Below are 25,301 nucleotides of genomic sequence, written 5' to 3' on the forward strand. Positions count from 1 at the left end.
CTATTATGGCTGACGAAACGATCCTTCGCCCTGAAGCTACATTTCCACAACAATCCACGCCCAATTCCACGGCTGTGCTGATATTGGGCATCGTGTCCATTGTCACCTGCTGGTGCTGGGGCATCGGGATCATTCCTGCTATCGCAGCCATTTTTATGGCCTCCCGTGGCAAAAAGGAATATGAAGCACATCCTGAAAGATTTACAGTCAGTTCCTACAACAACCTGAAGGCAGGAAAGGTGGTGGCTATTATTGGTCTTATCCTGTGCGTAATAGTTGTTCTACTATCCTTGATCAGCAATATTTTCTTCCATGATGAAATCAGGGAAATGATGGAGGAACTGCAGCAACAGGAATTCTGATGGCAAAAACGCCACGTGAGGAAAAACTTGCATCCTTCAATCCTGATTTTAATGGACTGGAAGCAAAGGGCCTTTTCGGACTGCCCTTTACGCCTGCCGAATCTACGGTGGTGGTAGTGCCCGTTCCCTGGGAAGTAACAGTTTCTTATGGTGCCGGTACTGCCCATGCGCCTGCCGCTATTCTGGAAGCCTCACAGCAAATTGACCTGCATGATTTTCACTTTGGCAAGGCATGGCAACATGGATTTGCGATGGATGCCATTCAACCGCTGTGGGAACAACGAAATGCTGAGTTGAGGCTTCTCGCTGAGCCGTACATTAAAACGCTGGAATCCGGAAAAATGCAGACATCCGCGAGTGATTTTTCGCTGGAACTTGAGAAGATCAATGAAGGCTGCTCGGAGATGGTGGATGATGTTGAGGATGTGACGCGGCAATGGCTCAGCAAAGGGAAGCTTGTGGGCATTGCAGGCGGGGATCACAGTTCTCCGCTGGGATTGATGCGCACGCTGGCTATTCAGCATCCGGGATATTCTGTCCTGCAACTTGATGCGCACGCAGATCTGCGTCCGGCCTATGAGGGTTTTGAATTCTCTCACGCTTCTATTATGCACAATGCCCTGAAGATCTCAGCGATCGAAAACCTGGTTCAGGTAGGTATCCGGGATATTTCTCAGGGAGAATCAGACGTAATTAAAAAAGCGGAGGGCCGCATAAAGGTCTTTTATGATGCTGCGCAAAAGGAGCAATTATTCAGGGGGAAGTCCTGGGCCTATTGCTGCGATGAGATCGTTGAGAGCCTGGAGAAGAAAGTTTATATCAGCTTTGATATTGACGCGCTGGAACCCCATTTATGCCCCAATACCGGGACGCCCGTTCCGGGAGGACTTTCATTTGAACAAGCAGTTTTTCTGCTGGAAACGCTGGTAAAAAGCGGTCGCCAGATTATTGGTTTTGACTTGTGCGAAGTTTCACCTGGCCAGAATGAGTGGGATGCTAATGTCGGAGCACGGATGCTCTATAAACTCTGCGGCTTTGCAGCTACTGCTTTAAAGGCATAAAGGTGCGCAATCTATGAAGCATGAAAAGGCAGCGTACTGCTTTCTGAGTCATATTTCTTACAAGATGTAAGTCAGGTATTTAGTATTTAATTAAACAGAATGTAATCTATTATTATTTACTTATTATACTTTCATTTTCATGGTAACTTTGGCAAACATCCATCATTGGGTTTTGGCTGGGTGGATCATGAAGAAAGGAATCAAAAAAAGAGGGCAGATTATTTGTTTCACCAAAAACAACCCTCTACTATGTACATCCTGATTTATCACAAAATTCACAAGCCCGGGGAATTCTGGGAACGTGCAAGAAGTTCGGTTGCCGACCTTCCGGCTCATATCAAACTTCACAGCATTTTGCCGAATCAGGACGGCACTACTGCTACCTGCCTCTGGGAAGCTCCCTCAATTAAAGACGTGAGAGATTTCGTCACGCATCATGTGGGGGAATTGAATGAAATGGAGCTTTTCGAAGTTGATATGGATAAAGCTCCAAACAATATTCGCCCTCCTGCTGAACGTGCTGACAGCTAAAGAATTTGCGGCCTTTTTCGCTTCATCAGACGCCCGCTCAGCACGTGGCCAAATACCGCCAGGAGGATGATTGCAGTACCGAAGTAGAATTCCAGCGGCAGGTCCTTTCCCTCTTTCAATACCAGATAGGCCAGAATGATCCCATAGACCGGTTCCAGATTCAGCGCCAGATTGGAGATATAGGCTGAAAGATGTTTAAGCGCCTTCAGTCCCAGGTTGTAAGCGAGCGTAGTACAAACCAGGGACAGCACGAGCAGGTAAATCCAATCCACCTTCACAGGCATAAAGTCCGCTTCCGGAAAAACCTGCAGGTACCACGGCATCAGCAAACTCAGAAAGACGAAGCCAGAGAACAGCTCAATGAAAGTGATCATATTCGGGCCTGCCTCCCCCACCACCTTTTTATTAAAAATAGTAAACACGGCCGCCAGAAATGCCGCAATAATTCCCAGTACAATACCGGTAACGTATTCTCCGCTCACCCTGAAGATCATGTAAATACCCACAATCACCAAGGCGCCAAGAAACACCTCCATCCGTTTTATTTTTTTCCGGAAAACAAGGGGTTCTAAAAAAGCCGTGAAAATGGTAATGGTGGAAAAGCAAATGAGCGCAATGGAGGCATTGGAATATTTTATTGATCCGTAAAAGGTGAGCCAGTGTATGGCTACCAGCACTCCTATTCCCGCCAATGACCAGAAGGTTTTTCGCTTCAGCAATTTCCATTCGCGCCAGATACGGGGCAGGAGGAGCAGGCTCAGGCACGTAAAAAGCAGTCGCCACCAAACCAGAGGCCCTTCAGCAAGCGAAATAAGCTTCCCCAGGATGGCGGTGAAGCCAACCAGGAAAACTGAAATGTGCAACTGGAAATAAGCTTTGGTAACCGGTGTCAAAATCAGTAATGGCGTTTCCGGCAAAAGTAGATCAAGGCCCTGTGATTAGGTGCCTGAGCAAAATGGTTACTTGAAAATCAAATAATTGAACAGCAAACGCAACCCTTCGGACAACTTTTCAATCTGTGTAAGATAGAACCCGGAATTGGTGGGTTCAGATTTTGGAAATTAAATCACACCACAAAAAACACTACGATATGACAAGAAAACGACACACTGAACTTTCTGAAACTCCTAAAGTACATTCCGAGCTACAGGGGTTCGAACTGCGGCTCAATTCGCTTGGTGAAATTGAATGCACCGTTTCTGACAGTGAAATAAATGAATTTCTTTCACGGCATGTATTTGATAAAAAACTTCAGAACGAATTAGCACAAGCGCAAGATTATTCTGTTTAATCAATTGGTTTTGAGTATCTCATGGTAAACCCCGTTCCCTGAAAAGTGAGCGGGGTTTTTTTATTGATATTTTTGATAATCATGTATTCCGTATAAAATGCTGAAAATCATAGTGGTTTTAATGATCACAAATAAATTATAACAGCTTTTTCATGGAACGTAAAAGATATTGAACCTTTCGCATTTGTTCTCAACTATCTCTTTTTAAAAATACCTTCGCCCCTCATTTAAAGTATTCTGAGTATGACAATGGACAGGCCCATCAGGGTATTGGTGGCTAAAGTGGGGCTGGATGGCCACGACCGCGGGGCTAAAGTAATTGCCATGGCGCTGCGTGATGCAGGCATGGAAGTGATCTATACCGGCCTTCGGCAAACGCCAGAAATGGTGGTGAATGCGGCCATTCAGGAAGACGTGGATGCCATTGGCGTTAGTATTTTATCCGGGGCGCACAATACGGTATTTCCCCGCATCATTAAGCTGATGAAAGAAAACGGGATGAACGATGTGCTGCTCACCGGGGGAGGCATTATTCCCGGAGCGGACAGTGAAAAATTGCACGAAATGGGCGTTGGCAAACTCTTCCCGCCTGGCACTCCGATGGATCAGATCGTGCAGTATATCCGCAATTGGGTGGCATCCAACAGAACCCACTGAGCCTTTCTTTAAAGTCGTTATGCTTTCCACTGCTACCTTTGGAGCGCATTTCAATTCTTAAAAATTAAAATCGAACACAATAGATGTCTACACTGAAAACTGAGATCGTTAATGGTATTTTAACCATAACTATTAACCGCCCTGACAAATTGAATGCGCTGAACCGCCAGGTGATCAGCGATATTAAAGAAGCGGTTGAAAGCGGACTAAACAATAAAGAGGTGCATGGAATGATCCTGACCGGGGAGGGCCCAAAAGCCTTTGCTGCAGGAGCAGACATTGCTGAATTCGCCAATTACTCGGAAGCGAAAGGAGAGGAATTGTCAGCCACCGGCCATCATGTTTTTGATAAAATTGAGCACGCCTCCAAACCCATTATTGCGGCTGTTAACGGTTTTGCTCTGGGCGGAGGCTGCGAACTGGCAATGGCCTGCCACCTGCGCGTGGCCAGCGAAAATGCCCGCTTTGGGCAACCGGAGGTAAACCTGGGCGTCATCCCCGGATATGGTGGCACCCAGCGTCTTACCCGCCTTATTGGCCGCACGAAAGCGCTGGAGTTCCTGATCACGGGAGACATGATAAAGGCGGATGAAGCCCTGCGGCTGGGCCTGGTAAACCATGTGGTGACACAGGATGAGTTAATGAACAAATGCAGGGAAATACTCGACAAGGCTGGCAGTAAATCGCCACTGGCCATCGGGCGCATCATTGCCCTTGTAAACACTTGTGAAGAAGGTGGAAATACCGGTTTCCAGGACGAGATCCGGGAATTTGGCCGCTCCTTTGGCACTGCCGATTTTAAGGAAGGCACCACAGCATTCCTCGAAAAGCGTACTCCGGCATTTACAGGAAAATGAAATTCCAATGGCTGACAATCCTGAAAACATCCGGCTTCCCCGCCTTCGGGATGTGATCCATGATCATCCTTTTTTCTTTTATCCCTACTTTTTGCTGTTGCTCTTTACGGCCATTGCGATGGGATTTTATGATTACAAGGAAATGTTTTTCAGCATCCACGGCCTGAACGCGCCTTTTTGGGATGACTTTTTTTACTACGGAACTTATCTTGGGGATGGCCTCTTGTCGTTCTTTGTGGCGGCAATGCTGTTGTTTGTGCGGTACCGGCTCGCCATTGCTGCCGGGATTACATTTATTATCACGGGAATTGTTGCACAACTGCTCAAGAATTTCGTATTTGAAGGTCGCCACCGCCCGTTCCGGGTGCTCACTGAAGCGCCTGATTTTAACGTCATTGAGGGCCTGGAACTTCACAGCTATCACAGTTTTCCTTCCGGCCACACAGCCACCGGGTTTGCGATATTTGCTTTCTTGGCGCTGGTTATTAAGCGGCCGCCCGTAAGCATCCTTTGTTTTTTAATTGCTGTGATGGTAGGTTATTCGCGAATTTACCTCGGCCAGCATTTTTTTGTGGATGTATATGCCGGTTCCGTGGTAGGTGTTACCTGTGCCATCCTTGGCTATTGGTTCCTGGAGGTTAAGAAACCGGGAAAACTGCTGCGGAAGAATTGGATGGAGAAGTCGCTGCTCAGAAATTGAGTTATGAATTTGAAAAAGAATAAAGCCCTATACGTGTTTACGATTCCTTTGTAATAAATTGGTTTATCAATAACCTGCTCAATAGCGTAGTGTTTAAACCTTACGCTATTGAGCAGGGCGGGCTTGGCTAAAAAGCAAATGCCAGAAAATTTGAGCGTCTTTATATTAAATTAACAATAAAAACCTTTAATTTTAATAATAAAGAATTCAGCAAGATTTAATTGGTATTTTAATTTTCAGATAAAACATAATTAAGGAATGAAAATTTGAAATTCCACGCGGCTATTCCTCCTTCACCTCTTCCTCTGAAGCATTCTCTTCTTCTTCTTCAGTTTTTTCTAAGGATTCTCTCTGCATTTTTCTGCCTTTCCTGAATTTCAACAGAGGGTTAGCATTTTGAGTGGATGGCTGCTCCAATTTTTCTTCCTTTTCTTTTAATTCTTTTTCTTTAGTCTCCGGAGGGATGGATCCCATAGTACTATCTTCTCTGTAATCTTCACCGACCAGTGATCTTACGGAAAGAGGCCGAAGTTCCTCCCGCCAGTCAAATCCCTTCAGCTTCAGGTCTGCGGCTGCCACCTGCATTAAGGGGTTCATGTCTCCTGACGGTTTTTTAAGAAAAGTGATCTGGCTCACCTGATTGCTGTCAATACCTATCCGGATATCGCTGCTCTCGATTTTATTTACACCAATGTATTTATCCTTTTCATCTTTCACAAAATAGATGCTCTGGCCATTGCCATATACGTCTACCTGATACATTTCATTGTTGCGAAACCAGGCCGTCATGTCCTTGCCTTTTATCTGGTTGTAGCGGATGGAATCTTCGGGCGAAATGATGAAGGCATCTTTGGTCATTTCCAGGCGCTGCACGTTGTTGTTTCTCGTAAATATTTTGATGTGTTCCGCAGTCACCTGGAATTTGTCGAACCACAACACAGGCAGGTGGTAGAGGTCAATCACCGAATCGCGGAATGAGTAGACGAGCGAATCGCAGGCAGTCTGGAAATCTGTGCTGAAGGACCGGGCATCATAATATCCGCGCAGTACGCGGTAGCGCACCAGGCTGTCAGGCACAGCAAGTGAATCCACCGTTTTTACAGAATCGGTTTCATAAGCGGCCCACAGCGTATCGCTGGTCATAAAAAAAGTGTCCTTTTCAAATGGCTTCACCACCAGAACTTTTTTTGTAATGAATGTTTCTTCGGAATACTCAAAATGCTTGGCATAGTTTCCTTTGATCCTGAATTTCTCCACCGTATCCAAAAGCGTGATGTTTCCTTCGGCCCGGCCCAGGCCGCGATTTCTATCATAGAACAGGCTGTCGCCATATAGTTCCTGTGCTCCGCTCTTGAGACTGGCGTTCTGCCCAAAGCGCGCTCTGTCAGTTTCGGTATTATACCATCCGTTTTCGCAGTAGAGTGCATTGCTATCGCTGAGGATATGGGTAGGCCCGTAGAAATAAGCTACTTTGGTGGGAATGTGATATCGCAATGTATCGCAGTTCATGGTATACCGCGGATTGACCAGCTTCACATTGTGCCGGAAATAGAGGTCCTGCGAGGTTGAATAATAATATCCGCGGTCGCTGGTGAGCGTATTTTCATCACTGTAAATAATACCGCTGTCGAGGTAATAGCCCTGGCTCAGTCCTACATCGTAGTAAAGCTTTTCGGTTCGCAATTCCATTTCACGATCCATGAGCCGTACATCGTCAGAGATCACGGCAAACTTCCGTGTAGCGTCATAGTCCAGCCGCTTACCGTAGAGGTCAATGCTGTCGCCTTGTTCGATGTGAATGTTTCCGTAAGCCTCAATGGTATTGGCCGTAATGTTTTGGTAAGCGCTGTCGCAATGGAGGATCATGTCCTTCTGCTTCAGCACCACGTTACCAGTCAGCATCCGCACCTCCTTGCCACCGCGCGAAACATACTCCAGCACCTTAGCGCTTTTAATCTCCATCACATCTCTGGTTTGGGAAAAAAGCGAAAGACTAATTAAAATAAAAAACAGAAGAGAAAGCTGGAATTTGCCAGTCATAGCGGGGATTAGGTACACGTGAAGGGCCGCTGGTCAAAAATCAAGCAGCTTTACCTCCGCCAGCGGGCTGAATAAATAGAGCCGTTTGGTTTCCACTTCCATGCAGCGATACCGCTTTCGCAGCTTTTCTTTTTTCTGGAAAATGCGACCATCATGCCACTCAAAATGGCAGGAGCCCGGCAACTCTTCCAGCGTGGGGAGGCGCTTTATGGCTCCGTCATAATTGCGGAGGAGGCGGTGTAGCTTCACGTCAGTGCAACTGGCCGCTGCCGGGTTCAGCATATACGCCTGTAGTTGGCGGGTTACGTCCTGGGGGAATACTTCGGCCTGGAAAAATGGCTGCATCAGTACCTTAAACTGCTCCTTCCATTCCGTGCCATGAGGTTTGGCCTTTTGTCCGTGAAGTTTCCAGGTAGCCAGGTGCGCATATTCATGGATGTATGTAATGAGGAAGAGGAAAGGGTTGAGGTTGTGGTTCACGGAAATGCGATGCGGCTGCCCCCGGAAGGATGGCCGGAAATCGCCATACTTGCTCTTGCGTGCCCGGCTGATCTTAAACTGGCAGGAATGCTCGTAAAATAACCTGAAGGCGGGGGATAACCCTGCCTCAGGCATATACTTGCGCATAATGTTGCTAAACTGCTCTTCCGTCATTTTCCTTGTACGTTGCAGATGCGAAGGTAAATGCAATGGCCCGTGCAATCATCTCAAACAATTCACAGATGGTGGAAAAAGCAACGAAGTCTACAGAGACCAACAGCAAACGAGTGGCAAAATCCATTGCAAAAAGAAGTGCATAATCCAGGATATTCCTTTTTAATTTTACACTGCTAATTTTAATTAATAATTTAAACGAAAACAATAGAAAAATGGACGAAAACACGGAAACATTGCTGCGGAAACAATTGGCAAAGCATATTGAAGGCGGGGATGCTTTTATGCCCATGGAAGAAATGCTGAAGGAGATTTCCTTTGAGAAAACGGGTATCATTCCTCAAGGTGTCCCTTATTCCTTTTACCAGCTTTTTTATCATACCTGGTTTGCACAAAATGACATTCTTGAATTTTGCCGAAACCCGGATTATAAAGCACCCAAATGGCCGGAAGGCTACTGGCCTGGCAAAAAAGCACCCGACAACGAGGCCGACTGGAACAACCTGAAAGCGCAATATTTTAATGACCGAAAGGCTTTTTGCGATTATTTATTAAATTCTGAAAACAATCTTTTTTCTCCGATTCCTCATGGTTCCGGGCAGACGTTGCTGCGGGAAGCAATATTAATTACAGAGCATTCCGCCTACCATTCGGGGCAGCTTCTCATTATTTTGCGGTTGCTGGGTTTACACTTTTGAATTAAGAATTTTGAATTAGGAATTTTGAATTAAAAAAAGAAGCACTTTTTGAGAGGTGAAGAAAATAGCCGGGGTAAGATGAATTTAAGCTTTTTGAAACCCATTTCGGCTTTACCCGTTTTCAGGTAATGAAAAATTCCTCGATTCTCTTTTTGCTGATGGCGATTTGCTCCACTGCCAATCTGAGCGCACAGACTGATAAATTAAGAATTTTGAATTAGGAATTTTGAATTAAAAAAAGAAGCACTTTTTGGGAGGTGAAGAAAATAGCCGGGGTAAGATGAATTTAAGCTTTTTGAAACCGATTAGGGCTTTGCTCGTTTTCAGGTAATGAAAAATTCCTCGATTCTCTTTTTGCTGATGGCGATTTGCTCAACTGTCAATCTGAGTGCCCAGACGGACGTTGTGGACACCCTGAAGCTTGCCCCCGCTGAGATCAGGGCCACGCGCGAAGAAATGATGGCGAATGAAGTTCCGGCTTCGCTGAGTTTGGTGAATCAGGACGAGATACAGCTCCTGAAACCCACACTGGCGCTGGAAGAGTCGCTGCGGAGGGTGCCGGGCGTATTTGTGAGCAACCGCCACAATTTATCGCAGGGCGAGCGCATCAGCATCCGCGGAATGGGCAGCCGCGCGCAGTTTGGCGTGCGCAGCATAAAGATGGTGCTGGACGGCATCCCGCTCACTTTTCCGGATGGCACTACGCAGCTCAACAACGTGGACCCAAGCTGGATTGGCCGCATGGAGGTATTGCGCGGACCGTCATCCACGCTCTATGGCAATGCTGCCGGTGGCGTTATTTACATGGAATCTGAAACCCCCGCTGCCGATGAGGTTGTGCTTACTCCCAGGCTGACGGCTGGCTCCTACGGTTTTTACAAAGGGCAGTTGCAGCTTGCCGGGAATACGGGCAAGACCAGCTATCTCATCAGTGCGGATGGCACAAACTACAACGGATACCGCGATTTTTCGGAGGCGCGGCTCTACCATCTCAATAGTGTGGTGAACTATCGTCCCAGCAATTCCACACGGCTGACGTTCATCCTCAACATGATGCACGCGCCTTACATGTACAACCCCAGCAGCCTTTCGCGCCAGGAAGTGGGGTTGAACCGCAGGCAGGCGCGTGGCATTGTGCAGCGTCAAGTTTCCGGTAAAGCAGTAATGCAGGGCCAAAGCGGCATCGCCCTCAAACAGGATTTTGGGAAATGGGGAAGCCTCAACTCCACGGTTTATGGCATTGCCCGCGAGCTGGATAACCCGATTTTCGGGCGCATCATTGATCTGAGCCGCTGGTCGGGGGGTACGCACAATGTGTATGAGAAAAGCTTCGCCACCGGCAGGCGCTCTTCGTTGAAATGGCTGGCCGGTTTCGATATGGAATTTCAGGCGGATGACCGGCAGGAATTTGAGAATCCTGGAATTACTGACGCGGAACTGGCCACTGCAAGCCTGGCAGACCGGATGGATATTTTAGAGAAAGGACCAATGGTTCTGTCGCAACGCGAAAATGTGAATAATGCCGGATTATTTTCTTTATTAAAATATCGCTATAATAACAGACTGACCCTTTCCGCTGGCATTCGCCAGGATTGGTTTGTATTTAAAATAAACAATGAAACATCTCAGCTCAATTCTCCGGCTATTAATTTTAATCAATTAAGTCCCTCTGCTGGGGCGCTGTATCAGTTCAGCAAAGGCTGGGAGAGCTTTGCCAATTATTCCACGGCATTTCAAACGCCCACCGCCAACGAATTTAGCAATGATCCGCAAGGAGCAGGATTTAACCAAAACCTGCTGCCCGAAACGGTTTGGGGATTTGAAGCGGGCCTTCGCAAAAGCAGCGGCAGATTTAAGGGCGGGCTTACGGCCTTTTATTTAAAAATTCAAAATCAGCTTATTCCCTACCAAGCCAGTACGCAGAGCGATGTAACCTTTTACCGCAATGCAGGCGAAACCTCCAACCGTGGCCTCGAAGGCTGGCTGGCGGTGAGTCCCTTTAAAATGGTTGAATTTTTTGCGAGCTATACATATATGAATTATTTATTTGATAATTATAATGTAGAAACCGGTTCTGAATTCGTGCAGTTGGCCGGAAATAAAGTTCCGGGCGTCCCGGCCCACCACCTTTTTACCGGCATTGACTATAAGCATCCCAAAGGACTACTTGCCACGCTGGAGGCGCAGTGGATAGGAGAATATTTCGCCAACGACTTCAACGGCCCAGTTCCGGGAGCGACAGACCCATTGCATAATTATATAAATGAAGAATATTTTCTTTTAGATTTAAGATTGGGTTATAAAAAGCAATTCAAAAAATTTGGCTTCACAATTTTTGGTGGGATCAATAATATTTTGGATGCAAAGTATAATGGCTCAGTAGTTCCCAATGCCGCAGGAGCACGTTTCTTTGAACCTGCACCGGGAAGGAACTATTATGTGGGCGTGGAAGTGCCGTTGAAAATATAAGGGCAAATGGAACGAGGATAGAACTGATTTAACGAATTTGAATTGCGTTTTTAGTTTTTAACTGGTTCTGCCGATGAATTTAATATTAATGCCGGGAAGCCACTTTTTCCAGCCAGATTGCTTTCCTTTGAGTAGAAGAAACAAGCCACAATTATGAAAGCAGCCCCGTCCCTATCCGTTTTCCTATTGGTCACCATCCTTTGCTCAGCACAGGTACAACCATTCCGTCAGCCTGAACTCCTTTGGCAACAAATGATTAGCAATACCGGAGGGCAGCAAAGCTCCGGGTTTATGGATGCGTCTGCTGACCCGAATGGTAATAGGGTTTCGCTTGTTGGTTATTGTGATAATGAAGTAGCCGGGAGCGACATCATGGCAGTTCTTTTAGATGACGATAGCCGTATCATTTATAAGATTCAATTGGAAAGTGAAGTACCCGCCCTGAACATCGGATACAAAGCAGCACTGGACCAAAATGGCTATGCAACCGTGGCCGGGAAATATTATGTGCCGGAGGAAGGGTACAAACTGCTGCTGGCCCACATCTCGCCTACCGGCAATATTATGTGGAAGCGTCTTTATGACCAGGCACTTTTGGAGCGCAATCCTGAAGATTACATCTCATTGCACGTAGACAAGGCAGGAAACATCTATTTTTTCTTCAGCCAGTTTTCAGCGCCAAATGAGGGTAAATTAATGGTGGAGAAAATCCATCCAAACGGTAATGTGCTCTTCACCAAAAACGTGAAACATGAAAGCAACTCCATAAATAGACTTCTAAAAGCCAGGGTGGCTACTACTGGTAATTTTTTCGTATTGATCCAAACTTCTGATTCACTTCCTCAGGCATTCAATGGGTACAGCCTCAAACAATTTGATACCGATGGGAAGTTGGTTTATGACATTCAGTATCCCAACGTATGGAATTATGTGCCGGTTGACTTCGCCCTGAAAGAGTCAGACGCTTTTCTTTTGAGCACCAATGGTCCCCTGGCAGAAATACTCGTAGAGAAATTTGATGATCAGGGCACTAAAGTTTTTGCCAGGAACCTACAGGACACGGCTTATAATTTCTGGCCACTGGCCATCAAGGAAAACAAAGGAGTATTGTCCATTGGCCTTCGCGGTTATATAGATCAACCCAGGACTTTTTTCTACCGGATACTGGGAATGGATGCGAGCGGGCCGATTGTATTAGATACGATCTGGACTGGAAATTCATTAATTGACTTTGATGTGGTTCCTTACAATTCCTATCATTTAGATTCGAATGTTTGGCTAATGTTCACGCACTCGTTTGGCAGGGATTACAGCACTACTGTGGATCACCTAAATGGGTATCGTTATACTTCGGAGCTTGCTTTGCCAAATGGGTATTCAGTAAGCAACCCGATGATAAAATTAATTGGGCAACAAATCTTTGATATAAATGGGGATAAAGCAATTCTCGTTTTCAATATCTATAAAAGTTATCAGTATCAGGCAGCCAGTATTGCTACGTTTCACAAGACAAAACTTCTTTACCCGGAAAATTTTTATAGTGAATCCACCTCTGACCTTAAACTTGATCGTTTACTCATACATCCGGATGAGCCAAACCAGGTATATATCACAGGACCATCACTTAGCGTGAGTGGCAAGCTCTACACAAGAAAACTCAACAGAAACGGAGAAACGGTTTGGGACCGGGAAGATGTATCGGATATAGCATTTGCACGTTCGAGCTATAAGGATCGTCAAACCCATGCCCAGATCACCGACAAGGGAGAGCTACTTATGGCAACCTCAGGAGAGGACCACATCTCCATTTTCCGGTATAGAAAAGATGGGGAATTGCTGGAATCTTTTAACAGCAAGGGAACCACGCCTATTTTGCTTGAAGAAAACGAAGCTGGTTATTTTATTTGGCGAGGCCATGCATGGAAGCAGATTGACCATGCAGGCCACACTATATGGGGCTGGGGCGTTTCAGGCGGAGGAGGATATTGGTCTCGCCCGGCAAGGTTCGCAGGTTGTTATTTTGACACACGCTTTTATTTGTTTTCAGAAAACGTGATTGGACCATCGTTCACAATATATGGCCCGGATGGAAAAGTGGAGTTTGAGAAGGAAATTCCGGAATGGCGCTCAATAGCGGCATTTGACAAAGAGGCCAATCTTTTTGTAATGAACCATGATACGATGAGAATTTATAACCGTTTTGGCGATATGCAATCAGTAAGGGTATATGATGATACGCTTCTTCAGCATTATTATAGGGGAGCCATGTATTTTGACCTTGAAGAAAAACCCGTAGTTGCAATTAATAATTATCCATCAGGACAAATATCAAAATTTGAGAGAAACGGGAATTTAATTTGGACTCACCGCTTCCATAGCATTGCGCCTAATCATCTAAAGTTTAACAATGACAATGATGTTTTTACCATTGCGGAAAATGGCCTCACCAAGATTGATGAATTAGGGGAAATAATGTGGCAAAAGGAATTACCTTTCCATCCTGCCAGTTCAGTGCATTATGAAGTAAGAGACATAGCCCTAAAAAATCAACTGATTTATGTATTAATGTCGGTTTCCGCCTCAGGAGGTGGGTCTCTAAATAATACTGAAAACAGAATAAACAACTCGGGTAACCTCCTCCTGAAATTCTTCGACTTCGGCACTTATTGCGTACCCATGGATGACGAACTGGAACTGATGACAGGATATCCAAATCCATTTTCGTCTGCTACTACTTTTTGCTATGACCTCAAGGAAACGGCAGACGTACAGTTCAGGATTTATGACTTGCAGGGGCGGCTGCTCTCCACCCATCCTGTCGGCCAAGTGGAACCCGGCCCGCATCACTTTCATTATACGGCACCACCCAGCCTGGCAAATGGTGAATATTTGGTAAGGCTCTCTGCCGCAGGCAAAGAGACCGTGACAAAAATCCAGCATATAAAATAAGGAGTATATCGCCCCACAATTTATTAGCGTCCCCCAGCCCTTTTCTTTTTGGCAATCAAAATATTAACTCAAATTTTCGTGCTAATTAGTGAAATTAGTGTCAAATGAAGGTCACCTCAAAAACCTGATTGGAACACGGGATCGAACTGATTTAACCGATAAGCACGGATAAAAAGAAAATCCGCGAAAACCCGTTTGATCTGTCCAATCCGCGTTCCCATTTTTGGCAGTTTATCTCATCGCAAAAACCCAAATAGCCAGAGCGGTATTTTATTCCCATACCCCACCTCTATATCATCGGCAGCGACAAAGCCCTTCTCAGCATCTTTTAGCTGCGTACCTTTTTTCGACCTCCCGCCAATCTCGAAGATCATGGAATTATCCACTAAAAAGTTGCCAATGTCGGTGTGGTTCACGGTATGCCGGCTGGACAGTTGGTTCAGGAAAAACGTTTCGCGCAAAGTGCCCTTGTCCGGAATTTGGGGCGCGATGGCATACGCAAGGTTGGTATTGTGCAGGTAGATTTTGGCAGGCTTGGCCAATTGCGAATAGCCCTTCCCAGCGCTTCTCAGCAGGTTCACCAATTGTGCATCGTGCAGATAATCAAAATACAACGGCAGCGTTTTCCGGGCCACTTCCACGCCCGCGCTGATCTTGGAAACATTGGGCGTCATCGGGGCAGTTGTCGCAATCATGTAAAGGAGGCGTTTGAGCTTGCGGCTGCTGTTCACGTCCACCGCACGGCATAGCGGTAGGTCCACGTCCAGCACCAGGTTGATGGTGGCCATCAATTGGTCAGGGTAAGAAGGCAAATCTTCCAGGTAGAATGGATAATAGCCATGTTGCAGGTAAGCCTGGAAATGTGCCAGCGGCTTCACCTGTGCTGTGATTTCCCCGGCAATGGAAACGTGGTTCCCGGTTATATCGCTGAGCGAATAGTGCGGCAGGCTGAGCTTGGTTTCCGCGTTGACAAATTCCCGGAACGACAGTCCTTCCATTCGGTAAATCCTTGCCCGCCTGCTCAAATCTGCCTGCCCCTGGATGAGGTGTAGGATGGAAGAGCCGGTGAACACGATCTTCATAGCAGGAAAGGAATCATACAGGTTCTTGATTTCCTGCGACCAATTCTGGTATCGGTGTACTTCATCGAGAAACAAGTACTTGCCACCCGAATTGTAAAAATCGCTGGCCGTATCGAAAAGCGGGTTGGAGTTGAAATAAATATTGTCCAGGCTCACGTAGAGTGCGCTGGGATCACGGCCGTGCGTTTCCTTTAAGTGGTTCAGCATAAGCGTGGTTTTCCCCACGCCCCTGGTGCCGAGAATTCCACTCAGGCGCAGGCCCCAGTTCAGTTCCAGGCCCAGCGGCCGTTGCAGCACGGAAGGCGTAGCAGTATCAATCAATCGGTTGTGGTGGGCACGAAGCGTTTCCATAAGTGTTACATTAAGGTAGCAAATGTAAGCAAATAATGTTACATGCAAGTAACACTTATAGGCATTTTATGATACATATGGGTAACAATAAAGTCTGGCCAATAATCCCTTCCAACTGCCAAAATTTCACCCCGCATCCCACTGGCAAAGTCATTGACAACCGAGGCTCCTGAACGCAGATCGTCATGATCTTTAACAATAATTCAGAACGCAGATCTTCATGATCCTTATGAAAATAAATCATGATTAATTTCATGAGAATCATAAAAACCAGCGTTCCCATTTAAAATTCAACACTCAAAATTTAAAATTAAAAGAAGTGAAAACCGGAACATTAAACGTACATACCGAGAACATTTTCCCGATTATTAAGAAATTCCTTTACAGCGATGAGGAGATTTTTCTGCGGGAACTGGTGAGCAACGCGCAGGATGCCACCAAGAAAGTGGAGACCATAGCACGCAAAGGCGACCTGACGGAAGAGCTGGGCGAGCTGAAACTGAAAGTGACCATTGACAAGGAAAACCGCACCATCACCGTGAGCGACCGCGGCATAGGGATGACAGAAGAAGAACTGGACAAATACCTGAACCAGATCGCGCTGAGCAGTGCGGAGGAGTTCGTGGAGAAATACAAGGACGTGGAGGACAGGAAGCAGATCATCGGCAAGTTTGGCCTGGGCTTCTACTCTGCGTTTATGGTGTCTGACAAAGTGGAGGTGCAGACCAAAAGCTGGCAGAAGGATGCCAAGCCTGCCGTTTGGGAATGCGAGGGTGATACCAACTTCAAGATAAAGCGCGGAACGAGGAAGGAGCGCGGTACGGACGTGATACTGCACATCAACAAGGATTCTGACGAATACCTGGAGCCCGCACGCATCAAGACGCTGCTGGAGAAATACTGCCGCTTCATGCCGTTCGAGATCGAGTTTGAGGGCGAGGTGATCAATAACCCCAACCCCATCTGGCTGAAGCAGCCTGCCGACCTCACCGCGCAGGACTATCAGGACTTCTACAAAGAGCTGTACCCGTTCAGCCAGCCGCCCCTGTTCTGGATCCACCTCAATGTAGACTACCCCTTCCGCCTCACCGGCATTTTGTACTTCCCCAAAATCACCAACCAGATAGAGCTACAGCAGAACAAAATACAGCTTTACCAGAACCAGGTGTTCGTAACCGATGAGGTGAAGGACATCGTGCCCGAGTTCCTCACGCTGCTGCATGGCGTCATTGATTCGCCCGACATCCCGCTGAACGTGAGCCGCAGCTACCTACAGGCTGACCGCAGTGTGAAGCAGATCAGCAACTACATCGTGAAGAAAGTGGCCGAAAAGCTGGAGGAGCAGTTCAAGAACGAGCGCGAGGCATACGAGAGCAAGTGGCAGGACATCAACATGTTTGTGAAATACGGCATGCTCAGCGATGACAAGTTCCGCGAGCGGGCCGAGAAGTTTATGCTGGTGGAGAATACCGATGGCAAGCGCTTCACCATAGAGGAATACAACGAAAAGGTGAAGCCGCTGCAAACCGACAAGGAAGGCAACACCGTGTGGCTCTACACCAACAACCCTGACGAACAGCACGGCTACATTGATGCCGCCCAAAAGAAAGACTTCGATGTGCTGGTGCTGCGCGAAATGATTGACAACCACGGGGTGCAGATGCTGGAAAGCAACCAGGAGAAGCTGAATATCAAGCGCGTGGATGCCGACACGCCCGACAAGCTCATTGACAAGGGCGAAGAAAAGCAAAGCGTCCTGAGCGAAGAGCAGATCAGCAAGGTGAAGGCGCTGTTTGAGGAGGTGGTGAATGGCAGCCCCTCCCCGGCCCTCCCCCTGGGGGAGGGAGAAAAGGCGGGTGAAGAGAAAGTCTCACCCCAGCGGGGAGATTTAGAGGGGGGCATGTTTGCGGTAGAGACCGAAGCCATGAGCCCCGAAGAACCGCCCCTGGTCATCACCCGCGATGAATTCATGCGCAGGATGAGCGACATGAGCAAGCTCGGTGGCGGAATGATGATGGGCAACTTCCCCGAAAAGTACAACCTGAAGATTAACACCAACCACCCGCTGGCCAAGAAGCTCAGCGAAGCCGGCCTGGTAGATGCCAAAGGCTCCGAAACCGCCAGTGCAGACAAGAAAGCCCTGGCCAAGCAGGCATTTGACCTGGCGCGGCTAAGCCAGAATATGCTGAAAGGGAAAGAGCTGACAGAGTTTGTGCAGCGGAGTATTAACAGCTTGTAGGTCCGAATTGCATTCGGACGAATTCATCACAGTAATAAATAAAGGGGACAATGGTTCTGATCCATTTCCCCTTTATTTATACTCCACTAAAATTAATTTCTACTCAATTCTTAATCAACTTAATAACTTTAATACTGCCTGCCCAATGAATACGTAAGTAGTAAATACCTGTCGTTAGATGCGAACCATGAATGACAACAGAATTATTCACATTGTAGCTTACACTGTTAATGATGACCCTACCCAAACCATCAAGTAAGTCCATTCCTTTAACTCCATCTTCTTCAAGGCTAAGGTTCCAGTTTTCAGACGTGGGATTTGGATAAATAAGCAATGGCATCTCCTTGTTTTCTGTCGTATTGATTGAGGTATTCCAATCTTTTTTCCACATACAGCCCGAAGGTGCTGTTTGTACTGTGAAGTTCTTTTGGTAAGTAGAAACACCACAGGCATTAGTAATCTTTAGCCAAACTGGAACATTTGAACCAGTCATAGGAATAAATTCTCCGTAAGTGTGGTTCCCGTTGGTGTAGTTGGTTCCATTTTCACTCCACGAATAAACATAGTTGGAATTCACCGGTGATGCCACTGCTTCAAACCAGCATGTACTACCCACCTGAACAAAATTAAAAGTAGCATTAGGTTGACCTGAACCGACAATACGGGTTATTACCGTATTGGCACCACATGGATTTACGAGTGTAGCTGTAATAACGGCCGAAGGATTATAACCGTTTGAAGTTATTGTAACCGAACTGCTATTGGAGGAAACCAAGGAAAGGCCAGAAGACAGTGACCATTGTACCGTAACAGCAGATGGAACGGCAACATCTAATGAAAATGTATAATTAGAACCAGAACATACCCATTGAGAACCACCGGTCAATAAATGGGTACAAATATTATCGCATCCAGGAAGACCTTTTGTAATCTCCTGTTCTAGCCAATCTGCATTTGCTTTTGTCAAAAATACGTGAGCCTCATTCAAATTCGTTGCTGCGAAGAAATAATTATCGAAGGGTATTTCACTGTTGCAAACCAGATTCCTATCATCAATGCGGGTACTCCAGTTAAAATTCGGATTAATAAATGCCAGTGAGCTGACGCTTGGTATAAAAGTATGATTTTTCCGGTAAGTATCCCATGTATAGTCAACACCTTCCTCATCCATAAATTCTGAGAATTGAACTTTCAAATCTTCCTGGGAATTGTAAGTTCCCCCTGGAACTATATCCATTATACCTCGTGGATTAGAATTAGTCAAGGATATTTCCTCAGTAATCATTGTAAAACCTAAAAAATGTGGAATGGTAATCCGCGCCTTCATGGTGCGCTGCAAGGCCCCATAATTATTCAAATAGTTGGTATGAAGCTCAACCACCTTAATATTGGCAAACGTTTTCCTTCCTTCCATGCTTAGATATTCAGCCCCGGCAAAAGAGGTATTCGTTCCTGTTCCAGAACCATTGGCGAGCGCAACCTTGCGCAAATTAACTGGGAAACCATTGGAACCGCTGAGTCCGTTCGAGGTGAGATTACTAATATAACTCTGCCGGAATGCTGATTGATTATTTAGCCCATCTAACTGCTCAATGAGCATCTGGCGTGCGGCAGGTGAAAGTATCTTAGTTTCTAAAGCTTTTGCAGCTTCTTGCTTTCCTCCAGTGTATCCAAAAAATTCCAATGTCTGTTGTGAGCCTATTGGGATGTTTGCTCCCAAATGCGGGCTGTCAAAACTTACCCATAACCGGGTGTTGTGGTCAAAGTCCGGATTGGTGGTAGCCGCAAACTCTTGTTCCATATAAGCCAGCGCATAGCGACTTACCTGCCCGCCCATGCTTGGTCCAACTACCACAAGTTCCTCAGTGCTGCCGTTAGTCGTTAATGAATCATTGATCTGCTGGATGAGCTTTACCAGCAAGAAAGCATTGCGCTCAATATAATCTGAACCGCCATCACGGCCTAACCGGCTCACATAACCATTGTAAGTGCTACCGGTATAAGATTTTACCTCAGTTTTATGTTCTGTTTCTGCGCTGCCGATGACAGGAAAATTCAGGATTATCACGTCATAGCCTAACGAACGCAGAGTTTCACCCAAATACACGGTGGAGCCATTATCTGTGTATTGAAGTTCATTCTTATATAATTTTTCAATACTACGTATGTCCAAAAAATCAATCCCATCCAGAATAATTATGGGCTTTTCCAGTTTATCCTCACATTCCTCTGTGCTGCCTGCTTTGTAGCGGTAATAAATGGCATAATTGCCAATACTTGTAGTCGCCACTGTTTCATTATAGCCCTGGAAAGGGATGTCGGATTCAACAAGATGGCCAGCCGGATTAGAACAGTCATCAATAGTACGCTTCATCATCACATGCATTTGCTGATAAGAGGTAAAGGTTTGTCCGCCACTAAGCTTTGCTTCAATTTTTAGTAAGTGCCATCCGGTGTCATTTAAGGTTATGGGAACCATGTCATTCAGTCCCAGGGAATAAGTAGGTTGGTTTTCATCCGTGAGGTCAGTGACCTTTACTTCTGCAAATTCATCTGTGGTGTTGTTCAGTATCCATGCTTCGTCAAAAACCAGCTTGTATTCCGTATCTTCAAATATGCTATCAACAGGCAGTGCGGCAAAGGTTACCTGATGACTGTCATAGGGATGCTGTGTAAGATTATTATCTGTAAGGATACCGTTGACCAATGAGAGCCTTCCATCATTCAAGGCATTGGTGTCAATGGTAGCAAAATTGTAACGGACCATCGGAATGAGTATCCTGTTCCTAAGGGCATTATTGTACATGCTATCGCGCATAGCCGGATAGGTTTCACTAAACGTACCCACATGGCTGTTCTCCAGGTCCCACCATGCCTGCCTTGCCCTCATTGAAGAAATAGTGTCGCCATCGCTCCATTCCGTCAGGTTGCTCCAGGGGAACACCCGGTCATAAAGCACTCCATAAGGAATGCGTTCTTCAATTAAGCCTGTACTGAGGCTGTCAAAAATTTCAGGATATGCCCTTCCATTTGAGGCAATTGAAACAGTGTCTTGTGCTTTTGCTACAAAGCCAACAAAAATAATTATAGCGGGTGGCAATTACTCTTTTCATTTTTGATTGATTTTATTGATTATTTGGATTTTTTTAAGTCAAAACGGCCATCAGTTACATGGACTAATTCTCCCCTTGAATCCACAGCCTCAAACTCGAAAGTACCAGCTATAATGTCAGCCTGAAAATAAGTCACGGTTACCGTACCCGTATGCTCCTCATTGGTATTGAACTCCGACTCTGCTAACACATACTCGTCAACTGGCAGGATGACTGTACCATGACGCTTCTCATATTGTAGTAGCTTAAACACATTCGCAGCTTTGCTATAGATAAAGCTCAACGATAGATAGGCTTTTAATGGTTTCTCCTCTTCTTGGCCACTTAAATAAATGGCACTATCTTTCGTAAAACGGTAAATCACCCCATCTTGCGACCAGCCACCGCCAGGTTCTCCTTCTGCAATAAAAATCTCCCCGTTGATTTTACAGGCTAAAATATTCTTTCCTTCATGGGTTAGAGGAGGCAGTTTCAGTTCGGGTTCTTGCTTTTTACAGCCAGAGCCCGCTAGTAAAAGGGCTGCGGTTATGATCATTAGTGTTCTCATGGTTGTTTATCTTTAGAAAAGCTATATCTCACTCCTCCGGTCAGTCCTAATAAAAGAATCTTCTCCCCAAGCAATGGGTTTCTCTGGAAGTGTGTAGTGGAACCTAATATTATTCCTGGAACAACACCTGCATGAAAGGAAAACCGGCAAGAACCGACCTTATTAAGTGAAAAAAGCAATGGAAGGCTTAACTCAAATCGGTGAAAAGGATCTCCTTCAAATAATTTATCAGGTTTAGGTTCTAGGAACGCTAAGTATTGAACCTGAGGCCCAAATCTTACATCCAGTTCGTTCTGGATTAATGCCTGACGATAAAGAACAGCAACTCCCGGATAAACTGATTTTCTTATTTTGGTGGTTGTGGAAACACCACCAATGGCATCATGACTGATGATTTCTTCTTTAAATCTTAAGAAACCCAGGGAAGGTTCCAGGATTAAGTTGGGGTTCAAGCGAAAGTCAGCCAAGAGAGCAAAACCATACCCGTTCCCCAAGGTAGAGTTATTACTAAACTTATAGTAGAAAGCTCCACCTACCTCCTGTCCAGACAGGGAAGTTGAAACCACGATAAGTATTATTGCCATGAGGGGCTTCATGGTATCAAATGTAGCATGTAAAACAATACAAGATTCCACTGCACAAAAATAATTTTGATGGAATTTTACAACCTTTTGGTTAGACAACAAACGTCTATTCAAGCCGACCGCAGTGTGAAGCAGATCAGCAACTACATCGTGAAGAAGGTGGCCGAGAAGCTGGACGAGCAGTTCAAGAACGAGCGAGAGGCATACGAGACGAAGTGGCAGGACATCAACAAGTTCGTAAAATACGGCATGCTCAACACCAACAACCCTTCAAGGGTTTAGCCGCAGGTTGAGCGACATGAGCAAACCCGGTGGCGGAATGATGATGGGCAACTTCCCCGAGAAGTACAACCTGAAGATTAACACCAACCACCCGCTGGCCAAGAAGTTCAGCGAAGCCGGACAGGTAGACGCCAAAGGCATTCTTTTGGCAGCATTATTACCACTAAATTTGTTGAAAGAGCATAGATATGGATCAGTCCCTTCAAAATCGTATTACCGTAAATCCTGACATTTGCCACGGCAAACCAACCATCCGCAACACCCGCATGATGGTGGAAAGCCTGCTTGAGTATTTAGCTGCCGGTGACACCATTGAGGATATCCTGGCCGAATTTCCTAACCTTGAGCGGGAGGACATTTTAGCCGCAATAGCGTACGCTAACCGGATTCTCCAATTTAAAAACATCTCCTTCAAAGTAGCTTAATGCGGTTCATTGTAGATGCACAACTACCGCCTTCCTGGGCTAACATCTTAAAGGAGGCCGGGCATGAGGCTATGCATACCAGAGAACTTCCTGATGGAAATGATACTTCGGACAGCTTTATCATAGAAATGGCAACCACCCAAGGATGGGTAGTAATAACTAAGGACACTGATTTTCTCTACTCTTTCTTAACTACCGGACGTCCACCAAGACTTGTTCTGGTGCGCCTTGGAAATATGAGGTTACGGAATATTAATATGGCTTTAAGCAATAATGTGAACTTGCTAATAGACTGCCTTAATGAAGGTTCCTTAATTGAACTCTGGCCTGACGAGATTAGGATAGTTTATTAAAGGAACTGGGTGTCGCAAATTGCGATACCCAAATTGATTACGTAGCATGAACCAGATAAGCAACTACATCGTAAAGCAGGTGGCCGAGAAGCTGGAGGAGCAGTTCAAGAACGAGCGCGAGGCGTACGAGAGCAAGTGGGAGCTGCAAATTATTCCCTCAGCCTTTCCATCCCTCAACTTCGGAAGGTGCCTTTTCAAAATAGCCCAAACTGTGGTGTTATCAATTGCATCATAAGCATGTATGAGCCAGTTCCTGAAACCGATTATTTTCGCGGCATTGTCAATCTGGTTATTTGGGTGGGCTTTGAGAAACCTGTTAACCGCCTCCCCTATAATGGCCAACTGCCTTTCTACGGCACTCCGGGTTTTTGCATCAGCTTCATAGTCTGCCAAAGTTTTTATGTCTGCAGTAAACTCTTCCACCTTTTGGGCAGCAATTAGAATGTCAGACAAGTACTTTTTCTCCTTCCCGGTCATAGATGAGTACTTTGGTGGATTCTACATTTTCACGCAAGTAAGCGTTTTCTATTGGCTGGTCGGTCAGCAAATCCACCTTTCTATTGAAGAAGTCCTGAAGTGCCATATAAAAATCCAGGAGCAACTCCCCTTTCTCAATGGGATCGGTTTCATCAATCTCAACCATCAAATCAATGTCACTGGAATTATCGGAAAAATTAGCTGAAACACTTGAGCCAAATGCAAAAAGATATTTTACATGATGCGCCTGACAGAGCGTGCGCAATTCATTTTCCCTTCCGTGGAGGATCTTACTTAGTGGCAAGTTCATATTCAAAACTAACTGATTTTTCGCTGATCCTGTTGCATTGCTAATCACAACCCTGCTGGCGCAAGTATTTCATGAGCTTTCCCTGGGACAGGGCTGGATTTTTTGGTAGCATTTGTTCTTAAATTGCAGGTATGAAATCAATTGTCGTCACACCTCGAAATGCCAGGGAAATGGAGTTTCTTCTGAAATTGCTGGAGAAGCTCGGAATCAAGAACAAGTCACTGTCAGAAGAGGAAATGGAAGATGCCGGACTGGCCTTGCTCATGCGGGAAGGAAATCGTAATGATAAAGTTTCGGAACACGAAATCTTGGCAAAGTTGTAGTCGCCTTTGAGAAATAAACAGCAAATCATGAAAACAGCGTTAATATCATCTGAATCTGGAAAGGACCTGAAGCTTATTCTCGAAATTGCAAAACGAATGGGGCTCAATTTCAAGCAACTCTCTGATGAGGAAATTGAGGATTTTGGTCTCATTGAAGCCATAAGATCAGGAAAAACGGGAGAAACGGTTAACACTGAAGAATTCCTGAAGGAACTGGAGCCTTGATAGTCCTGATTGATAAAAAATTCAAGAAAGACCTAAGCGAAAAACGAGATGTCCAGTTAAACAAGAAAGTTGCTGCTGCTATTCGTGACGTACAGGTTGCTGGGACATTGCAGGAAATTCAGCACCTAAAAAAGCTTAAGGCTACAGGTGAATTCTACAGGATCAGGATTGGCGACTACAGAATTGGCATTGAGAAAACCGGATCAACCACCCTTTTATTTGTTCGATTTATTCATAGAAAAGACATCTATCGCTATTTCCCTTGATCAGGTGACCCGACCGTAGTTCAAAGCAGATCAGCAACTACATCGTGAAGAAGGTGGCCGGGAAGCTGGACGAACAGTTCAAGAACGAGCGCGAGTCATACGAGAGCAAGTGATTAACAGGATTGACTACCTGGTAAGCTGGAATTACAAACATTCGGCAAACGTTAACCGTGAAAGAAGAATAAAAGCAATAAACGAAGCAAATAATTATTTACATCCCATAAGGATATTAACACCCATTGAATTGATTCACTATGAAAACTGATGACCTAAAATCAATACAGGAAGTGTGGGAGTGGAAGGAAAGGGCAAACGCAAAAATCAAAGACCTTCCTACGGCTGAGCAACTTAATGCTATCCGTGAAAGTACCCGGAAAATCAGGGAATGGGTAGAAGCCCAAAAGGCTAAGAAGAAAGGCCAAGTTGCTTGATAACATTAAAATACTTTACGCTTG

Annotated in this window: 28 protein-coding genes; 19 read left to right on the top strand and 9 right to left on the bottom strand. The window is 45.7% G+C overall.

All coding sequences use genetic code 11. The annotated features are described in order from the left end of the window. Positions 1-5 precede the first annotated feature (5 nt). The 3 genes from WD077_03345 to WD077_03355 all read left to right on the top strand — a co-directional run bounded on the left by WD077_03345 (position 6) and on the right by WD077_03355 (position 1,954). Positions 6-362: a CCC motif membrane protein gene (locus WD077_03345; GenBank protein ID MEX0966246.1), complete on the top strand. Its 357-nt coding sequence runs from the start codon at positions 6-8 to the stop codon at positions 360-362. Beyond that, entirely contained in the window at positions 362-1,423 is a 1,062-nt protein-coding gene (locus WD077_03350) for an agmatinase family protein (GenBank protein MEX0966247.1), read from the top strand. The genes WD077_03345 and WD077_03350 overlap by 1 nt, the downstream gene beginning before the upstream one ends. Before the next feature lie 249 nt (positions 1,424-1,672). Beyond that, the gene (locus tag WD077_03355) at positions 1,673-1,954 is read left to right on the top strand and encodes a hypothetical protein (GenBank protein ID MEX0966248.1); all 282 of its coding nucleotides are present in this window, start codon (positions 1,673-1,675) and stop codon (positions 1,952-1,954) included. On the opposite strand, the gene WD077_03360 is transcribed toward WD077_03355, so the two are convergent. Beyond that, complete coding sequence (locus tag WD077_03360) at positions 1,951-2,817, bottom strand: EamA family transporter (GenBank protein MEX0966249.1); 867 nt, start codon at positions 2,815-2,817, stop codon at positions 1,951-1,953. The two genes, WD077_03355 and WD077_03360, sit on opposite strands and share 4 nt — an antisense overlap. A gap of 227 nt (positions 2,818-3,044) precedes the next feature. Between WD077_03360 and WD077_03365 the strand changes: the two genes are divergently transcribed. The 4 genes from WD077_03365 to WD077_03380 all read left to right on the top strand — a co-directional run bounded on the left by WD077_03365 (position 3,045) and on the right by WD077_03380 (position 5,459). Then, positions 3,045-3,245, top strand: a complete 201-nt coding sequence (locus tag WD077_03365; GenBank protein ID MEX0966250.1) for a hypothetical protein — start codon at positions 3,045-3,047, stop codon at positions 3,243-3,245. 249 nt (positions 3,246-3,494) lie between these two features. After that, complete coding sequence (locus tag WD077_03370) at positions 3,495-3,902, top strand: cobalamin B12-binding domain-containing protein (protein MEX0966251.1); 408 nt, start codon at positions 3,495-3,497, stop codon at positions 3,900-3,902. A gap of 83 nt (positions 3,903-3,985) precedes the next feature. Then, complete coding sequence (locus WD077_03375; GenBank protein MEX0966252.1) at positions 3,986-4,759, top strand: enoyl-CoA hydratase-related protein; 774 nt, start codon at positions 3,986-3,988, stop codon at positions 4,757-4,759. 7 nt (positions 4,760-4,766) lie between these two features. Continuing rightward, the gene (locus WD077_03380) at positions 4,767-5,459 is read left to right on the top strand and encodes a phosphatase PAP2 family protein (GenBank protein MEX0966253.1); all 693 of its coding nucleotides are present in this window, start codon (positions 4,767-4,769) and stop codon (positions 5,457-5,459) included. 282 nt (positions 5,460-5,741) lie between these two features. Here the strand turns inward: WD077_03380 and WD077_03385 are convergent, their stop codons facing one another. Further along, on the bottom strand, positions 5,742-7,499 hold the full coding sequence (locus WD077_03385; protein ID MEX0966254.1) for an OstA-like protein: 1,758 nt from the start codon (positions 7,497-7,499) through the stop codon (positions 5,742-5,744). A 33-nt stretch (positions 7,500-7,532) separates the two neighbouring features. Next, the gene (locus WD077_03390) at positions 7,533-8,153 is read right to left on the bottom strand and encodes a SprT-like domain-containing protein (GenBank protein MEX0966255.1); all 621 of its coding nucleotides are present in this window, start codon (positions 8,151-8,153) and stop codon (positions 7,533-7,535) included. A 215-nt stretch (positions 8,154-8,368) separates the two neighbouring features. Here WD077_03390 and WD077_03395 point away from each other — a divergent pair, with 215 nt between their 5' ends. From WD077_03395 to WD077_03405, 3 genes are all read left to right on the top strand, one after another. Beyond that, positions 8,369-8,851 carry a DinB family protein gene (locus tag WD077_03395; protein ID MEX0966256.1) on the top strand — a complete coding sequence of 161 codons (483 nt, stop codon included), beginning with the start codon at positions 8,369-8,371 and terminating at the stop codon, positions 8,849-8,851. A 330-nt stretch (positions 8,852-9,181) separates the two neighbouring features. Continuing rightward, positions 9,182-11,320 (top strand): TonB-dependent receptor, encoded by a 2,139-nt coding sequence (locus WD077_03400; protein ID MEX0966257.1) that lies wholly within the window; start codon positions 9,182-9,184, stop codon positions 11,318-11,320. Positions 11,321-11,473: 153 nt separating this feature from the next. Beyond that, entirely contained in the window at positions 11,474-14,269 is a 2,796-nt protein-coding gene (locus WD077_03405; GenBank protein MEX0966258.1) for a T9SS type A sorting domain-containing protein, read from the top strand. A gap of 236 nt (positions 14,270-14,505) precedes the next feature. Here the strand turns inward: WD077_03405 and WD077_03410 are convergent, their stop codons facing one another. Continuing rightward, complete coding sequence (locus WD077_03410; protein ID MEX0966259.1) at positions 14,506-15,702, bottom strand: AAA family ATPase; 1,197 nt, start codon at positions 15,700-15,702, stop codon at positions 14,506-14,508. A 319-nt stretch (positions 15,703-16,021) separates the two neighbouring features. Here WD077_03410 and htpG point away from each other — a divergent pair, with 319 nt between their 5' ends. After that, entirely contained in the window at positions 16,022-17,941 is a 1,920-nt protein-coding gene (gene htpG / locus WD077_03415) for a molecular chaperone HtpG (protein MEX0966260.1), read from the top strand. 103 nt (positions 17,942-18,044) lie between these two features. Here the strand turns inward: htpG and WD077_03420 are convergent, their stop codons facing one another. From WD077_03420 to WD077_03430, 3 genes are read right to left on the bottom strand one after another with little or no spacing between them, the layout of a single operon-like run. Next, positions 18,045-21,041: a T9SS type A sorting domain-containing protein gene (locus WD077_03420; protein ID MEX0966261.1), complete on the bottom strand. Its 2,997-nt coding sequence runs from the start codon at positions 21,039-21,041 to the stop codon at positions 18,045-18,047. A gap of 32 nt (positions 21,042-21,073) precedes the next feature. Continuing rightward, complete coding sequence (locus WD077_03425) at positions 21,074-21,601, bottom strand: hypothetical protein (GenBank protein MEX0966262.1); 528 nt, start codon at positions 21,599-21,601, stop codon at positions 21,074-21,076. Further along, entirely contained in the window at positions 21,598-22,284 is a 687-nt protein-coding gene (locus WD077_03430; GenBank protein MEX0966263.1) for a hypothetical protein, read from the bottom strand. The genes WD077_03425 and WD077_03430 overlap by 4 nt, the downstream gene beginning before the upstream one ends. Before the next feature lie 27 nt (positions 22,285-22,311). Here WD077_03430 and WD077_03435 point away from each other — a divergent pair, with 27 nt between their 5' ends. The 4 genes from WD077_03435 to WD077_03450 are packed head-to-tail and all read left to right on the top strand — an operon-like array spanning position 22,312 to position 23,245. Next, the gene (locus WD077_03435) at positions 22,312-22,467 is read left to right on the top strand and encodes a hypothetical protein (protein ID MEX0966264.1); all 156 of its coding nucleotides are present in this window, start codon (positions 22,312-22,314) and stop codon (positions 22,465-22,467) included. 7 nt (positions 22,468-22,474) lie between these two features. After that, on the top strand, positions 22,475-22,696 hold the full coding sequence (locus WD077_03440) for a hypothetical protein (GenBank protein MEX0966265.1): 222 nt from the start codon (positions 22,475-22,477) through the stop codon (positions 22,694-22,696). After that, positions 22,656-22,892: a DUF433 domain-containing protein gene (locus WD077_03445; GenBank protein MEX0966266.1), complete on the top strand. Its 237-nt coding sequence runs from the start codon at positions 22,656-22,658 to the stop codon at positions 22,890-22,892. The genes WD077_03440 and WD077_03445 overlap by 41 nt, the downstream gene beginning before the upstream one ends. Then, positions 22,892-23,245, top strand: a complete 354-nt coding sequence (locus WD077_03450) for a DUF5615 family PIN-like protein (protein ID MEX0966267.1) — start codon at positions 22,892-22,894, stop codon at positions 23,243-23,245. The genes WD077_03445 and WD077_03450 overlap by 1 nt, the downstream gene beginning before the upstream one ends. Positions 23,246-23,308: 63 nt before the next feature. On the opposite strand, the gene WD077_03455 is transcribed toward WD077_03450, so the two are convergent. Together WD077_03455 and WD077_03460 are read right to left on the bottom strand one after the other, a co-directional pair. Then, a complete protein-coding gene (locus WD077_03455; protein ID MEX0966268.1) occupies positions 23,309-23,698 on the bottom strand; it encodes a HepT-like ribonuclease domain-containing protein in 390 nt (129 codons plus the stop codon). After that, a complete protein-coding gene (locus tag WD077_03460; GenBank protein MEX0966269.1) occupies positions 23,691-24,032 on the bottom strand; it encodes a nucleotidyltransferase domain-containing protein in 342 nt (113 codons plus the stop codon). Before WD077_03460 ends, WD077_03455 begins: the two co-directional genes overlap by 8 nt. Before the next feature lie 131 nt (positions 24,033-24,163). Between WD077_03460 and WD077_03465 the strand changes: the two genes are divergently transcribed. The 4 genes from WD077_03465 (at position 24,164) to WD077_03480 (ending at position 25,277) form a co-directional block, all read left to right on the top strand. Next, the gene (locus tag WD077_03465) at positions 24,164-24,355 is read left to right on the top strand and encodes a hypothetical protein (GenBank protein MEX0966270.1); all 192 of its coding nucleotides are present in this window, start codon (positions 24,164-24,166) and stop codon (positions 24,353-24,355) included. 27 nt (positions 24,356-24,382) lie between these two features. Then, positions 24,383-24,580: a hypothetical protein gene (locus WD077_03470; GenBank protein ID MEX0966271.1), complete on the top strand. Its 198-nt coding sequence runs from the start codon at positions 24,383-24,385 to the stop codon at positions 24,578-24,580. Then, positions 24,577-24,846, top strand: coding sequence for a type II toxin-antitoxin system RelE/ParE family toxin (locus WD077_03475; GenBank protein MEX0966272.1), 270 nt, complete (start codon positions 24,577-24,579; stop codon positions 24,844-24,846). The genes WD077_03470 and WD077_03475 overlap by 4 nt, the downstream gene beginning before the upstream one ends. A 254-nt stretch (positions 24,847-25,100) precedes the next feature. After that, on the top strand, positions 25,101-25,277 hold the full coding sequence (locus tag WD077_03480; GenBank protein ID MEX0966273.1) for a hypothetical protein: 177 nt from the start codon (positions 25,101-25,103) through the stop codon (positions 25,275-25,277). The last annotated feature ends 24 nt before the right edge of the window (positions 25,278-25,301 follow it).

The organism is Bacteroidia bacterium, from assembly GCA_040880525.1.
Taxonomy (GTDB): domain Bacteria; phylum Bacteroidota; class Bacteroidia; order CAILMK01; family JBBDIG01; genus JBBDIG01.

Excerpts from the sequence above, each read along its gene's own strand:
- WD077_03470 (MEX0966271.1), top strand. The coding sequence starts at position 24,383 with ATGAAAACAGCGTTAATATCATCTGAATCTGGAAAGGACCTGAAGCTT.
- WD077_03395 (MEX0966256.1), top strand. The coding sequence starts at position 8,369 with ATGGACGAAAACACGGAAACATTGCTGCGGAAACAATTGGCAAAGCAT.
- WD077_03365 (MEX0966250.1), top strand. The coding sequence starts at position 3,045 with ATGACAAGAAAACGACACACTGAACTTTCTGAAACTCCTAAAGTACAT.
- WD077_03390 (MEX0966255.1), bottom strand. The coding sequence starts at position 8,153 with ATGACGGAAGAGCAGTTTAGCAACATTATGCGCAAGTATATGCCTGAG.
- WD077_03465 (MEX0966270.1), top strand. The coding sequence starts at position 24,164 with ATGAAATCAATTGTCGTCACACCTCGAAATGCCAGGGAAATGGAGTTT.
- WD077_03375 (MEX0966252.1), top strand. The coding sequence starts at position 3,986 with ATGTCTACACTGAAAACTGAGATCGTTAATGGTATTTTAACCATAACT.
- WD077_03410 (MEX0966259.1), bottom strand. The coding sequence starts at position 15,702 with ATGGAAACGCTTCGTGCCCACCACAACCGATTGATTGATACTGCTACG.
- WD077_03345 (MEX0966246.1), top strand. The coding sequence starts at position 6 with ATGGCTGACGAAACGATCCTTCGCCCTGAAGCTACATTTCCACAACAA.
- WD077_03350 (MEX0966247.1), top strand. The coding sequence starts at position 362 with ATGGCAAAAACGCCACGTGAGGAAAAACTTGCATCCTTCAATCCTGAT.
- WD077_03405 (MEX0966258.1), top strand. The coding sequence starts at position 11,474 with ATGAAAGCAGCCCCGTCCCTATCCGTTTTCCTATTGGTCACCATCCTT.
- WD077_03460 (MEX0966269.1), bottom strand. The coding sequence starts at position 24,032 with ATGAACTTGCCACTAAGTAAGATCCTCCACGGAAGGGAAAATGAATTG.
- WD077_03450 (MEX0966267.1), top strand. The coding sequence starts at position 22,892 with ATGCGGTTCATTGTAGATGCACAACTACCGCCTTCCTGGGCTAACATC.
- WD077_03400 (MEX0966257.1), top strand. The coding sequence starts at position 9,182 with ATGAAAAATTCCTCGATTCTCTTTTTGCTGATGGCGATTTGCTCAACT.
- WD077_03355 (MEX0966248.1), top strand. The coding sequence starts at position 1,673 with ATGTACATCCTGATTTATCACAAAATTCACAAGCCCGGGGAATTCTGG.
- WD077_03370 (MEX0966251.1), top strand. The coding sequence starts at position 3,495 with ATGGACAGGCCCATCAGGGTATTGGTGGCTAAAGTGGGGCTGGATGGC.
- WD077_03385 (MEX0966254.1), bottom strand. The coding sequence starts at position 7,499 with ATGACTGGCAAATTCCAGCTTTCTCTTCTGTTTTTTATTTTAATTAGT.
- WD077_03380 (MEX0966253.1), top strand. The coding sequence starts at position 4,767 with ATGGCTGACAATCCTGAAAACATCCGGCTTCCCCGCCTTCGGGATGTG.
- WD077_03480 (MEX0966273.1), top strand. The coding sequence starts at position 25,101 with ATGAAAACTGATGACCTAAAATCAATACAGGAAGTGTGGGAGTGGAAG.
- WD077_03445 (MEX0966266.1), top strand. The coding sequence starts at position 22,656 with ATGGATCAGTCCCTTCAAAATCGTATTACCGTAAATCCTGACATTTGC.
- WD077_03425 (MEX0966262.1), bottom strand. The coding sequence starts at position 21,601 with ATGAGAACACTAATGATCATAACCGCAGCCCTTTTACTAGCGGGCTCT.